The sequence below is a fragment of the Janthinobacterium sp. GW458P genome, from assembly GCF_002127585.1.
GTDB lineage: Bacteria > Pseudomonadota > Gammaproteobacteria > Burkholderiales > Burkholderiaceae_D > Janthinobacterium.
In genome coordinates, this window is sequence record NZ_NEGZ01000006.1 from 52,446 (window position 1) to 65,655 (window position 13,210).

The 13,210-nt window shown below is 65.6% G+C and carries 11 protein-coding genes; 3 read left to right on the plus strand and 8 right to left on the minus strand.

The genetic code is table 11. The features are described from left to right. Positions 1-102: 102 nt before the first annotated feature. The 5 genes from CBW50_RS06610 to CBW50_RS06630 all read right to left on the minus strand — a co-directional run bounded on the left by CBW50_RS06610 (position 103) and on the right by CBW50_RS06630 (position 4,990). On the minus strand, positions 103-1,656 hold the full coding sequence (locus CBW50_RS06610) for an FHA domain-containing protein (protein WP_226935913.1): 1,554 nt from the start codon (positions 1,654-1,656) through the stop codon (positions 103-105). A 210-nt stretch (positions 1,657-1,866) separates the two neighbouring features. After that, positions 1,867-2,715 carry a class I SAM-dependent methyltransferase gene (locus CBW50_RS06615; protein ID WP_086144796.1) on the minus strand — a complete coding sequence of 283 codons (849 nt, stop codon included), beginning with the start codon at positions 2,713-2,715 and terminating at the stop codon, positions 1,867-1,869. 77 nt (positions 2,716-2,792) lie between these two features. Next, entirely contained in the window at positions 2,793-3,752 is a 960-nt protein-coding gene (locus tag CBW50_RS06620) for a PP2C family serine/threonine-protein phosphatase (RefSeq protein WP_086144797.1), read from the minus strand. 146 nt (positions 3,753-3,898) lie between these two features. After that, a complete protein-coding gene (locus CBW50_RS06625) occupies positions 3,899-4,339 on the minus strand; it encodes a glycine zipper domain-containing protein (protein WP_086144798.1) in 441 nt (146 codons plus the stop codon). Between the two features lie 120 nt (positions 4,340-4,459). Continuing rightward, entirely contained in the window at positions 4,460-4,990 is a 531-nt protein-coding gene (locus CBW50_RS06630; RefSeq protein ID WP_086144799.1) for a GNAT family protein, read from the minus strand. Between the two features lie 174 nt (positions 4,991-5,164). Between CBW50_RS06630 and CBW50_RS06635 the strand changes: the two genes are divergently transcribed. The 3 genes from CBW50_RS06635 to CBW50_RS06645 all read left to right on the plus strand — a co-directional run bounded on the left by CBW50_RS06635 (position 5,165) and on the right by CBW50_RS06645 (position 7,829). Next, on the plus strand, positions 5,165-6,613 hold the full coding sequence (locus tag CBW50_RS06635) for a M20/M25/M40 family metallo-hydrolase (RefSeq protein ID WP_086144800.1): 1,449 nt from the start codon (positions 5,165-5,167) through the stop codon (positions 6,611-6,613). A 72-nt stretch (positions 6,614-6,685) separates the two neighbouring features. Further along, positions 6,686-6,919: a hypothetical protein gene (locus CBW50_RS06640; RefSeq protein ID WP_086144801.1), complete on the plus strand. Its 234-nt coding sequence runs from the start codon at positions 6,686-6,688 to the stop codon at positions 6,917-6,919. A gap of 4 nt (positions 6,920-6,923) precedes the next feature. Continuing rightward, positions 6,924-7,829, plus strand: coding sequence for a LysR family transcriptional regulator (locus CBW50_RS06645; protein WP_086144802.1), 906 nt, complete (start codon positions 6,924-6,926; stop codon positions 7,827-7,829). Between the two features lie 126 nt (positions 7,830-7,955). Here CBW50_RS06645 and CBW50_RS06650 read toward each other — a convergent pair whose 3' ends face one another. From CBW50_RS06650 to CBW50_RS06660, 3 genes are all read right to left on the minus strand, one after another. Then, the gene (locus CBW50_RS06650; protein ID WP_086144803.1) at positions 7,956-9,386 is read right to left on the minus strand and encodes an MFS transporter; all 1,431 of its coding nucleotides are present in this window, start codon (positions 9,384-9,386) and stop codon (positions 7,956-7,958) included. Between the two features lie 122 nt (positions 9,387-9,508). Then, complete coding sequence (locus tag CBW50_RS06655; protein WP_086144804.1) at positions 9,509-10,837, minus strand: hypothetical protein; 1,329 nt, start codon at positions 10,835-10,837, stop codon at positions 9,509-9,511. 130 nt (positions 10,838-10,967) lie between these two features. Further along, entirely contained in the window at positions 10,968-13,097 is a 2,130-nt protein-coding gene (locus CBW50_RS06660; protein ID WP_086144805.1) for a DUF3274 domain-containing protein, read from the minus strand. Positions 13,098-13,210: the final 113 nt, after the last annotated feature.

Consider the following 13,210-nt stretch of genomic DNA (forward strand, 5'->3'; position numbering starts at 1 on the left):
CGAGCGGAAGGGAGAGGTGGTCGAGAAGCGCAACCATACTAGAAGTACGGTGAGCATCGCAGGCCGCCTATACGGACGCGCAGTAGGTTTGGTTCAGTGTTCCTATGCAGTTTGCATGGTGCTATCGCACAGGGCAGCGCCTTCGGTGCGGATGATCCAGCATTCCGGATACGGTTCGCTGGCAAAGCGGTTATGCCGGGCAAAACCGCTGAGCTTGTCAAGGGCGGTGGCGGGGGCCAGCGCGGTTTCCTTACCGCTGGCCTTGTCCAGGTGCCAGAAACCGCCGTTGCGGTGGAACAGCACGGGAAGGCAGCTTGCCTGCGGCGTGGCAAGGTGACTTGCCGGCGCGGGCTGGGTGTCGGGCAGCAGCAGGTAAAAACACTCGGCGCGGGCGCCGTGGTCGATGCGGTGCAGGATCACGCCGTGCGCGAGCAGGGCCGTGACGCTGAGCACGACGATGCCCTTGATGCTGGCGGACAATTCGATGCGCATGCCCAGGCGCAGGGCGACGGGCTTGTGCTTGCCGGGCCACACGCCGTCGAGCAGCACGCCGTAGCGCGACACGTCTTCGATTTCAAAGCCTTGCTGGCTGCGCCGGATGATGGCGTGGCGGCCCGACAGGCGGCGCGTCAAACCGTTGTTGTCCTGGCCGTCGGGGCTGAAATGGCTGAGCAGTACGTCGGCTTCCGGGTCCACCAGCTCGAAGCGGCCCAGCATGCATTCTTCCAGCGCGAACAGGCGGATCTGGCGCTGTTCGCCCGCTTCCGGCGCCGCATTGACGAGGCAGGCGGCCTGGCTCGGGTGCGGATGGCAGTGGCTGGCGGCGGGCAGGTCGACTTCGATCAGTTCCTCGTCCCAGGCGATGGTGGTAAAGCCCATGTCGATCTTGCCTTGCGGCGCCGATAAATCCACATGGGCGATGCCGGCGTTGCGCGCCGTGACGTCGAGGTTGCAGCCGTCGCCGCCCGTGACTCTGGCGATCGAGGCGTCGTCGGCCATCACGCGCACGTTCTTGTGCGTGCTGAGGAAGATCTGGTGGATTTCCGTCAGGGTGGCGTCGCGGCGCGGCACGAGGATGACAAACGTGCACACCCATTTCTGCGCCACGGCGCCATCGACGTGGCTGTGGACTTCCACGTCGATCTGGTATTGCCCGTGTTCCTTGTTGCGCGAGGAGAACTCGACAAAAACGGGCCGCCAGTCGCCGCGCGTGGTGCGCACGAAATCATGCTGCACGTGCCCGCGCGGGATCAGGTCCGAGCGCAGGCGCAGGGTCAGTTGCGGCGCGCAGTTGGCGCTCATGCCGCGCAATTCCATTTTCAGGGTCTGGCGCCCGCCTGCCGCGCGGGGATCGAAGCCGCTGATGTGCAGGTGGGCCTGCACGGGCTGGTAAGCCGCGGGCGCCGCAGGCGTGAGGACCCGGGGCGCGGCGGCAGCCGGCGCGGGGCTGCTTGCCACCTGAATGACAGCGTCATGGGCAGGGGCGTGCGGAAGCGCCGTTGCCGATGGCTCGGAACGGGCGCTGCGCAGTGCGGTCAACAGGTCGTAGCTGCTGGGAGCAATCGTCGCTTGCGGATGGTTGGCCGCGCAGACGTTTTCCCCAGGCAAGACCCAGAACGTACAGTGCGGGTGCTCCGGGTTGCTGCATTTTTTCATGACATTCTGACTCGAATCGAGCGGGGACATTTTGCCCTCTGTTATACCTGAGAGCTTACGCGCATTTGCGCCCGCTTGGCAACCTTCGCGGCGTGCGTGCGCACTCTTTTTTCCTGAATTGATGTCCCTGATCACATCCTGCTATAATTGCCATGGAAACAATTGCTTAAAATCATATTTTATATCTTTTAAGGCATGTTTATTTGTCAATCAGCTGCGGCGTTTGTTGATGATCACCTCCAGGTATTCGGCCGGCACGACCAGCGACTGGGCGCCGGCCGTGTTCGAACGCTCGAGCAGGGTCGTGAGGTCTTGCTCCAGGGCCCGGGCGCCGGCCTGGTCCAGCGCCGCGTAGGCCTTGTGCACGGGACCGTAGTAGTCGCGGAACACCTGCAGCCAGTGGGCGGCCGAGGCGTAGCGGAAGTTGAAGAACTTGCGCTGCGCATGCACCTGTTCCGCCCCCCGGCCAAACAGGTCGCGCAAATAGGCTTCCTCGCCCCAGCGGGCCGGCGACGTCACGCCCGCCGGCGGCGGCACGTATTTGCCGATGATCCTGAAGAGCTGCCCGATAAAGCCGTCCGGCGTCCAGTTGGCCATGCCGATGCGTCCGCCGGGACGCAGCATGCGCAGCATTTCGCTGGCCGCGCGCCGGTGGTCGGGGGCAAACATCACGCCGAAGGTCGACAGCGCGGCGTCGAAACTGGCGCCGTCGAACGGCAGGTTTTCGGCGTCGGCCACGCGGAAGGTCACGGCCAGCCCTTCGGCCTCGGCGCGGGCGCGGCCTTTTTCCAGCAGGGCCGGCACGTAATCGGTGGAGACGACGCGCGCAAAGCGGCGCGCCGCGGCCAGGGTGGCGTTGCCATTGCCGGCGGCGATGTCGATGACGTCTTCGTGGGCGCGGATGTCGGCCGCCTCGGCCAGCGACTCGCCCACTATTTGCAGGGTGACGCCGATGACGGCGAAGTCGCCGCTGGCCCAGCCCGCCTGCTGGCGCTGCTTGATGGCGGCATAGTCGGGGGCGCCGGGCGCAGGCGGTGGGGCGGGAATGGCGTCGCTCATGGCAAGCTCCTGGTGGCGGTGATGGAATGCTGCAAACTGTCTACCATCAGACCACGCGGGGCGCCGCGGGTTCATTTTTATGCGGGCCGCTGCGGCGCGGCTGGGCGCGAATGATGGGGAAGAAAGCGCAGCGCCAGCACGGTCAGGTTGTCGCTGGACAAGCCCTTGGGCGGGCTGGCGAGGAATTCGCCCAGCAGGGCCGCGACAGCTTGCGCCGCCGTCCTGCCTGCGCACAGGGCCGGCCAGCGCGCCGTGGCGGCATAGGGGTCTTCACAGGCCCAGAAGCCGTCGCTGAGCAGCAGATAGTGGGCGCCGGGGCGTAGCTGCAGCACGCGGCGGTCGCCCAGCCGGGCCAGGAAGGGCGGCAAATTGCCTGCATCGAGGGCGAGCAGGGGTTTGTCGAGATGCAGGGACGCGCCGAAGGCGTTGCCTAAAATGAAGGCCTGCGAGATTTGCGGATGGTGTTCGCCATGCACGCGGGCGCGCCATTGCGCCTCGTCCAGCGCGCCGCGCATCGCATAGGCGGTGGCCGGCACGTGGTCGACGGTGAGCACCGCGGCCGCGCCATCGCTGATCTCGTACAGGCGCGAATCGCCCACGTGGTACAGCAGCGGCGCCTGGCCGGGCGGTATTTCGAGCAAGGTCAGGGTGGTGCCCGGTGGACGGGCCGGCATATCCGCCGTGAAAGCGGCTTGCAAGCGCTCATGCAAATGATCGAGCTGGGCCGACAGGCTGGCCGTGTCGCAGCAGGCGGGGATGGCCAGCAAGCCTTGCACGGCCGCTTCCGCCGCTTCGCGCCCGTGGCCGTGGCCGCCCATGCCGTCGAGCACGGCGGCGCGCACGTGGCCGGCCGGCCAGCCGGGAACCTGGCAGTGGAACGGCGCTTGCTGCGACAGGCAGACGGCGTGGCCGCCGGCGTCGATCAGCAGGAAATTGTCCTGGTTTTCGCGCCGCGGCATGGGGCCGGCGCCCACGCTGCTGCCGGCCGCCGCGTCAAGCCAGGGGCCAAAGTCGAGCTCGTCTTTGATTAAATGCATCGTTTGCTGCGGTCCAGGCGGCCCGATATTGATCATAGGACACAGCTTAGCCGATATTGTGGACGGGCGATACCTTGCTTTTCTCGCAAAAAAACCTGCGGCAGCAGGCTGGCGCAGGTTGTTGTCACGGTGCTGCGGGGCGTTGCCTAGCGGCGATGGCCCCAGCCGTGGCCGTGGCCATGGTCATAGTAGTCACGGCGGCCATGGTCGCGGTAGTAGCCGCGGCCCGGTTGCACGTAGACGACGGCAGGCGGGCCGTAGTAGCGTGGCGGCGGCGCGTAGTACACAGGCTGCGGCGCGGGCGCGTAGTAGACGGGCTGTGGCGCAGGGGCGTAATAGGTTTCGCGGTAGCCGCCGCGATAGCCGCCACGGTCGTAATAGCGGTCATTCGTGCTGATGCTGTTGCCGACGGCCGCGCCCAGCACGCCACCGACGATCGCGCCATTGCGCCCGCCGGTGCTGTTGCCAATGGCCGCTCCGACAACGGCGCCTGCAACGGTATTGAAGTCGCGGTCACCGGCGACTGCGGCCGAAGACACAGCCACTGCCGCTACCATTACCGCACCCAGGAGTTTCTTGTTCAACATGGCATTTCCTTCCATTCCGGCGAGATCACAATGATCTGCATGAACTGGACTATATCCGCTGTTCCCCGCTTGTTCCACGTCTAATACAACTTATTACAATCCCGCCCCGGCGGTAACAAGTCAGCGGGAGCGGGCTTGCCATTCCGGCCGCAGCAGGCTGTACATTTTGACATCGCGCATGCTGCCGTTGATGAAAAAGGCTTGCCGTTTCACCCCTTCCTCGGTAAAGCCGTTCTTTTGCGCGATGCGCTCGGAGGCGGTGTTCTGCGGGTCCATCAGCAATTCCAGGCGGTGATAGGGATAGGCATTGAACAGGTAGTCGATTACCAGACGCGTCGCTTCAGTGGTATAGCCGCGTCCGCCCCACCTGGGGTCGAACAGGCGGTAGCCGATTTCGCGGCAGGCTGGCGTGCGGCTCTTGAAATGCGTGATCGTGCCGATGATCTGCTGGGCGTGATCCTCGATGAGGAACAATTCGCTGTCCTCGGTGACAAAGCCTGTTTGCAGGAAATCGCGCCGCATGACCTCGGGCGACTTGAACTGCATCGAAAAGAATTCGCTGCGCGCGGGCAGGTCGTTGATCAGCGCGATATAGGTGTTCAGGTCGGCGGCAGTCAAATGCCGGACGATACAGAGAGTTCCCTTGAGCATGGCGGTATCCGGTGGCGATCACGACCTGCATGGTAATCGACTCTGGCGGATACAGGCAATCGGTCGCGCAAAAGTTGCTGCAATGACAGAATAAATACGTTATCGTAGAAAACCGCGCCGTGCCCCCGGCCATGGCGCACCCGCTCCGACCTTGTAGACTGGAACCGACATCACATGCAGACCATCCTGACTGGCGCTTTGCGGCGCCGTTGCGCTTTATCGATCGCCCTGGGCTGCCTTGTCAGCACGGACGCCTTTGCCGCCGCCCCCGGCAATGCGCCGCAGGCGCTGGCGCAGGTGCGCGACACGGCCCTGCAAAGCGACTGGGCCTACGCCCGCCTGGCCGACATGACGGATCTGATCGGCCCGCGCCTGTCCGGCTCCGCCGGCGCGGCGGCCGCCGTGCGGCAGGTGGCCGACGCCATGCGCCAGCTGGGCGCCACCGTCACCCTGCAGCCCGTGAAAGTGCCGCACTGGGTGCGCGGCGTGGAAACGGCGGAAATCGTCGACTACGCTGGCCGTCCTCAGGGCGTGTCGCAGCGCGTGGTGCTCACCGCCCTGGGCGGCTCCGGCGCCACGCCGGCCGCCGGCCTGACGGCACCCTTGATCATCGTCAAGAGCCTGGAAGAACTCAAGGCGCGCGCGCCGCAAGTGCAGGGCGCCATCGTGCTGATCGACACGCCGTTCGACCAGGAGATGGCCGAGCGGGGCCTGGCCGGCGTCACGTATGGCCAGGGCTCGCGCTTGCGCTTCAACGGACCGAAGGCGGCGGCGCAGCTGGGCGCGGCGGCCGCGCTGGTGCGCTCGGTGGGCGGCGCGAACTTCCGCATCCCGCACGCGGGCGCCACGGGCCTGGACGACAGCAAGCGCATCCCGGCCGCCGCCGTCACCGTGGAAGACGCCTTGCTGATCGGCCGCCTGGCCGCGCGCGGCCCCTTGACAATGCACCTGACCCTGACGCCGCAAAACATGCCCGAGGCGGACAGCTACAACGTGATCGCCGACTGGCCGGGCACGGACAAGGCGGACGAAGTGGTGGTGGTCTCTGGCCACCTCGATTCCTGGGACCTGGCGACGGGCGCGCACGACGACGGCGCCGGCGTGGTGGCGGCCATGGGCGTGCTGGAAACCCTGAATAAGCTCGACTACCGGCCGCGCCGCACCATCCGCGTGATCGCCTGGATGAACGAGGAAAACGGCGGCCGCGGCGGCCAGGCGTATTTTGAGGCCCACAAGCAGGCGCTCGGTAAACAATATGCGGCCATCGAGATGGACAGCGGCGCCGGCCGCCCGTTCGGCATCCTCGCCAGCGTGGGGCCGAAGTCGGAAAAACTGTTTGGCCCCCTGCGCGCCGCCTTGCAGCCCATGGGCGCGCACGCGTTTACCCGCCGCGACGCGCTGGGCACGGGCGACCTGCACCGGCTGGAAACGGGCGGCGTGCCCAGTTTCGAGCCGCTGGTCGACAGCCACAGCTACTTCCACTACCACCATACGCCGGCCGACACCCTGGACAAGGTCGATCCGGATAACCTCAAGCGCAACGTGGCGCTGATGGCGTCGCTGGCCTGGTTCCTGGCCAATCTCGACGGCGAAATCGGCCGCGCGCCGGAGCAGGGCGAATAATCTGCGTAGCGCGGGCCGCTGCCTTGCCGGCGCGCCCAGCGTCGTTTTGACAACATCCATCGAGCGTATTTCATGACTCCAGATTCCGCCCTCATCGACAGCGTCATCCAGCAGATCCGTACTTATATGAGCCGGCATCCGCATGCTGCCGACACGTGCGAAGGCATAGCGCAATGGTGGGTGGCCGGGGAGTGTCCGCCGTGCGTCGTCGACGTGGCGCTGCAGCAGCTGCACGCCATGGGCGAACTGGAGCGCATAGCCTTCGGCACGCGCCAGCTGTGGCGCCGGCAACAGGGGGCACGGTAAAACCATGTCGATACCGGACCTGAACCTGTTGCTTACCCTCGATGTCCTGCTGGCCGAAGGCAGCGTCACGCGTGCGGCGCGGCGCCTGCGTTTGAGTCCATCGGCCATGAGCCGCGCGCTGGCGCGCCTGCGCGAAACGACGGGCGATCCGCTGCTGGTGCGCGCCGGGCGTGAACTGGTGCCCACGCCGCGCGCGCTGGAGCTGCGCGAACGGGTGGGCCACCTGCTGGGCGAGGTGCTGGCCGTGCTGGGGCCGGCGCAACGGCTCGATCCGCGCCAGCTGGAACAGACGTTCACGCTGCGTTCGAGCGACGGCTTCGTGGAAAATTTCGGCCCGGCGCTGCTCGCGCACATCGGCGCGCAGGCGCCCGGCGTGCGCCTGCGCTTCGTGCAAAAGCCCGACCGCGAAAGCGTGCAGCTGCGCGAGGGCAGCATCGACCTGGAGACGGGCGTGATCGGCAGTTTCACCAGCCCGGAAGTGCGCACGCGCAGGCTGTTCGGCGACCGTTTTGTCGGCGTGGTGCGCAGCGGCCATCCGCTGGCGCAAGGCGGGATCAGCGCCGAGCGCTATGCGGCCGGCCAGCATGTGCTGGTGGCGCGGCGCGACCAGGATACGGGGCCGATGGACGATGCGCTGGCCGCGCTGGGACTGCAGCGCACGATCGCCAGCATCGTCGGCGGCTTTACGGCGGCGCTGGCGCTGGCCGCCGGCTCCGACCTGATCGCCACCGTGCCGGAACGGCATACGGGCAATCTGCGCGCCGGCATGTTCAGCTTTGCGCTGCCGCTAGGCATGCCGGACCTGACCGTGTCGCTGATGTGGCATCCGCGCATGGATGCCGACCCGGCCCACCGCTGGCTGCGCGGCTGCGTGGTCGACGCCTGCGCGGCACGGATCAGCGTCGGCTGAAGGCGCCGGCGGGGCCTCCCGGTGCGGCAGGTCAGGGCCAGCAGCAGCCGGACAGGATGGCGCCGCAGGCCAGCGCCAGCAGCAGTAAGCGCAGGACAGGAAGGAATCCGGTTGCACGGGCGCGCATCATGCGGGCTCTCCAGCCCTGCGCAAGGCGCGGCCGAGCGCGAAAATGGCCAGCGCGGCGAGTATCAGCGCGCTGGCGACGGCAAAGGTGGCGTGCATGCCGCCGATCATGGCGGCTGGCCGGGCGCCGGCGATATCGCCAGCGCCGGCGGCGAAGACGGCGCCCATCACGGAGGCGCCCGTGACGAGGCCCAGATTGCGCGACAGATTGAGCATGCCGGAGATGACGCCGCGCTGGTCGGCAGCGATGTCGCCCATCACGGCGGTATTGTTGGCCGCCTGGAACAGCGCGTAGCTGGCCGTGAGCAGCATGATCGGCGCGACGTAGCCGGGGATGCCCAGGCTGGCGGGTAGCAGGGCCAGCGCCAGGCAGGCCGCTGCCGCGCCGCACAGGCCCGCGCCGCCCATGCGCTGCGCGCCGTAGCGGTCCACCAGCCAGCCGGACGGCACGCCGCAGAACGCCGCCACCAGCGGCCCGGCCGCCAGCACCATGCCGGTGACGGCCGTGCCCAGGCCCAGGCCGCGCGCCAGGTAGAAGGGACCGACCACCAGGGTGGACATCATGACCGTCGACACCAGCATGCTGGTCGCCAGGCCGGCGCTGAGCACGGGCGCGCGCAGCATGGCCAGGCGTATCAGCGGCGCCGGCGCCTTCAGTTCGACCCGGACGAACAGGATGGCGCCGATGCAGGCGGTCAGCAGCAGCGCCGCGTTGCGCACGCCGAAATGGCCGCGGCCCAGGGTCATGGCCAGCGCATACGCGCCCAGGGTCAGCGCCAGCAGCACGGTGCCGCGGTGGTCGAACACGGGGCGCTTGGCGTGCGCGCCGTGCAGGTCCGCCGGCAGGTAGCGCCAGGCCAGCAGCAGCGCCACGCCGGCCAGCGGCACGTTGACAAGGAAAATGGCTTGCCAGCCGAGGCGCGCGATCAGCAGGCCGCCCAGCGCGGGGCCCAGCGTGGTGCCGACGGCGGACATGGTGCCGAGCAGGCCCATGGCGCTGCCCGTCCGGGACTTGGGCACGGTGCTGCCGACAAAGGCCATGGTCAGGGCCATCATGACGGCAGCGCCCAGACCCTGCAGGGCGCGCGCGGCAACCAGCAGCCACAAGGTGGGCGCCAGAGCGCACAGGATGGAGGCAAGGGCAAACAGCGCGATGCCGGCCAGCAGCAGGCGGCGCCGGCCGAGCATGTCGCCGAGGCGCCCCACGCTGACGATCAGGGCGGTGATGGCCAGCAGGTAGGCCAGTACGATCCATTGCACATCCTGGAACGACGCCTGCAGGGCCCTGGCCATGTCGGGCAAGCCCACGTTGGCGATGCTGGTGCCCAGCGCGGGCAGCAGCATCGCCAGGGACAGGCTGGCAAGCGCGCCGCGCACGGGTAGCGTGATGGCCTGCTGCTCGGGTGGTGCGGATTTTGACGGTAGTTGCATGGCGTGGCTGATCCTCGAATAGGGTCACCACATGGTAGCGAGGGATCTGGCATGGCGGAAGACGCATCATTTGCATTGTGTTATTGCGTTTGACGCCATGTGACGAGCGTTGCCTTCGGATTTCAATCCGAGTAACCCTGCATACCGTCCGCCGCGTCGTGGCGGATGCCCCACCACGGCAGGTAGGCATGGTGTTCGCCGCGCGCGCGGAACCACGGCTGGTCGTGATTGATGGGGCGCACGATGGCCGGCGGCGACACCAGCACGCCCGTGACGCTGTCGGGATCGCTGGTGCCCGCCACCAGCACGGGCTGGCCGACGTGGTTGGCATGGGCGATGCCCAGGGCGACATTGGTCAGCGCCGTGCCGGCGCCCATTTCGCCCAGCAGGGCAGGCGTATTGAAGGTCTGCGGCAGGAAGTCGAAGCCCGGCACTTCCAGGGTCAAGGCATGCGCCAGCTGGCCCAGGCGGTCGGGGGACGTGGGCAAGGTCCTGTTGGCATCGTGGATGACGTAGCCGATGTCTTCTTCCGTCTTGCCGCCATGGCGCGCGACTTCGGCAAATAGCGCCTGCCAGGCCTGCACGGCGCGCGGCGGCTTGCCCTTGGCCAGTGCAAAATCGGCGACATTCTTCGTGGCCGGATAGCCTATCCACGCCAGCGCCGCCCGCTCCGTTTTGTAATCAGGGCCGGCCAGCACCAGCAGCACGAGGTTTTCATTGATCTGCATGGTTTTCGGCCGGCTCGGCGCATCCCAGTTCATGACCCATACGGTTTCCTTCGGATGCGCTTCCAGATAGGCCAGCGCGGCTTGCAGGGAGACGAAGCCCGCATTGTTGCCGCCCAGGGTGATGCGCACGTCGGGTGGCGTGGCGCGGGTCCAGAGGGTGGGGAAGTGAGTGTTGCCGATGCTGAAGGTGTCGGTGATGGTTTGCTGCGTGAATTGATGTACTTCTGCCAAATCGAATTTTCCTTCAGGCAGGGCATATTCCACGCGGATGCCGGCCAGTTCACGCCAGTTCTGTTTTTTATCCTTGGGGTAGACGTGGTAGAAGTAGGTGGGGCTGGAATAATAAATGTCGTGGAAATTGGTCATCAGCTCGCGCAGATACTTATGGTGATAACCCTTGAACGTTTCCCTGCCATTGATATCGTGAGCAATGGGGGCGACGGCCTGCAAGGTGCTGAAGCCCCTGGGATCCGTCCTGACCATATCGTCATTCTTGTTGGGCTTGGCCAATCCCAACGTCCATAGCAGCTGCCACTCGGTCGGATAGTCGAGCCGTTGCAGTGGATTGAGCCATTGCAGGCCCACCACTTGTGCCCGGAAGGGAGCATGGGTCGTGTTTTTTGGGAGATCGTCTTCCTTCTGCACAGGTTGCACGGCGCAGGCCGTCAATAGCGCAAACATGGTGAACGCAGCGAGCATGGGCAGCGCAAGGAACTGTTTCATGAGTTCTCCAGGTGAATGGATAGTCTGGTGACCTGCATAGCTTGGCCAGTTGAGCCAGAGCACAAGGCAAATGACAATGAAAGATGTGGCGAGCGCCCAGGCCAGTCGCTGGCGCGGCGTGACAATGAACTTACGCACCGTCAGTCCTCAGTGCAAAGTTGGTGGAAGGGTCGGCAGGCCTGGCATTCTGGCGCTCGTCAACGATGCTTTTTGGTTTTCTGGCAGGGCTGTCTTTGTCATTTGCCCATGTAAATAAAGATACATTTTTAAATGTCCCATTGTCGTAGTATTCAAAGAACTCTCCAGACTCGAAAGATGAGCCTTTCAACAGGCTCCAATCCGCCGCAACCCTTAATTCTCGCAACGCCTCCTGCCTGATCGTGCATACGCCCACCGCCACGTCATAGGCCAGCGCCTTCTGCGCATGCTCGGGATTGGTCATGATGGTCGAGTGATCGGTGGCGTGGGTGTCGATATTGGCGGCCAGGTAGTTCTGGATTTCCTGCTTGCGCCAGGCCTTGAATTCCGTGGAAGCCTCCTCCGGCTTGTCCACCGCCGTCACAGGCTTGCCTTTTTCGACCCAGCCGTCACGCCTGGCCTGCATGCGCAGCATGCCATTCTGTTCGTAGCGCAGTGCCGCCTCGGTCTGTGCATCGCCCTTGCCCTGGGAACGGTAAGGCGCATACGCGTCGTCGGTTTCGGCGGCGCGGTCCTTGTGCAGGGAGCCGGCAGGGGCATCGCAGCCTTCGTCAAATTGTTCGCTCGTATCGGCAAAGCGTTTCGAATGCGGCAGGAAGGGCTCGGGCAGCCTGGGCGCCTTCATCGGCAGCCGCCAGGACTTGGGCGGCAGGGCGTTGATGCGCGTGCCGGCAGTCTTGGCGAGCACGATGACGATGGGGGCGAAGAGGAAGGTCAGTATCTTGCGGCCGATGCCTTTGCTGGCCCGCATGCCCTTTTCGATCGAGTACTCGGCGACCAGTGAACGCGGGTGCCAGAAATCGAGGCTGTCCGGCGTCAAGGACTGGCCATTGCGCTGCCAGATGTCGTAGTCCTTTTCATTTTCCTGGCCGACAAGGTGATTTTGCGCAAACACGCGCTGCGTGAAGACGCCTTCACCGCCCGCATCGGCAATTTCCTGTGCCGACATGCCGCGCCAGCCTATGCCTTGCACGGGCGTGGCCGAAATCACCTGGTCGTGCGGGTTGAAATACAGGGTGACCCTGCCATAGGTGGAACCATGCAAGCCGTAGTCTGCGCGGTCGAACGCGGCCGTATAGCTGTCCTTGCGTGCAGGCTTGCGATTGGCGCTGCATTCGTCGACAAAGGCGGCATCCTGCTGCATGGCCGGGCGGGTGCGCAGGATGTTGAAAAACGCTTTCAAGGTCTGCGTGCGCGCTTCGTACTTTTGCCGGCCCGTGTTGCCATGCTCATCCTTCAGATGGCCGCTGACCCAGTTTTCCGTAAAATTGCTGTCGAGCAGGCTGTAGGGCGGGTTGCATAGAACGTAACTGTCTGCCACGGCGGAAGCGCCCAGCGTTTCGCCGAGAAACGCGGCCGCCATGGCCACCATATTGCCCTGGCTATGGCAGACGATGGTGACGGGCGCGTCGTGCTGGCACGCTCTGATCGATTGTACGAGACGCGCCAGGCGCCAGGCGGCGAACACGAAGTACGGGCGTGGCGGGCAGGCATACACTTGCCGGTCATTCGTCGGGTTCATGTGCTGGATATGCATCCACAGGAACAGTTCCTCCGACAAGCCCTGGCCCCACAGGTCAGGCAGGGCGCTGCAGCCGTTGGCGAACGGCCCGCCGCCCCAGTAATTCTTTTCGTTCAGATAGATGCCGTCGCCGAATGCCTGCAATTGCTCGCCGTTGGCCTTGTAGCCCCAGCGAAAGCGGATCACGGGTGAATTGGCATCGTCCGCCTGCAGGAAGGTGGTGGCATTGCGCTTGGGGTTGAGGAAGCCGTCGTCCGTCAGTTCGCGCGCGTAAGTGGCGGCCTGCATCTGTCCGGCGGCCGGGCCGGGGAGTGCCAGGTCCTCGTCGCGGCGCTTCAGGCGGGCATTCAGGCCGGCGCACAGGCCTTGCTCGGCCTGCTCATACCATTCGCCGTCGGAATTGACGCCGTGCACGAAGATGACGATGCCGGGGCGCGGCAAGCGCGTGACGGCCTTGAGCAAGGCATGGCTGAACAAGGTCGTGCCTTCGGCCTCGGCCAGCAGCAGGCAGTCGGTGCCTGGCGTGTAGTCGGGAAGCATACGGGCGCTCCGTCAAGGTTCAACAGGAAAAAGCGGCGCCCAGGCGAGCCCGGGCAATCTGCACTGTATGCGGATTGCCCGGGGTGGAACTTGCGTGGTGTCAAGAAAGGACG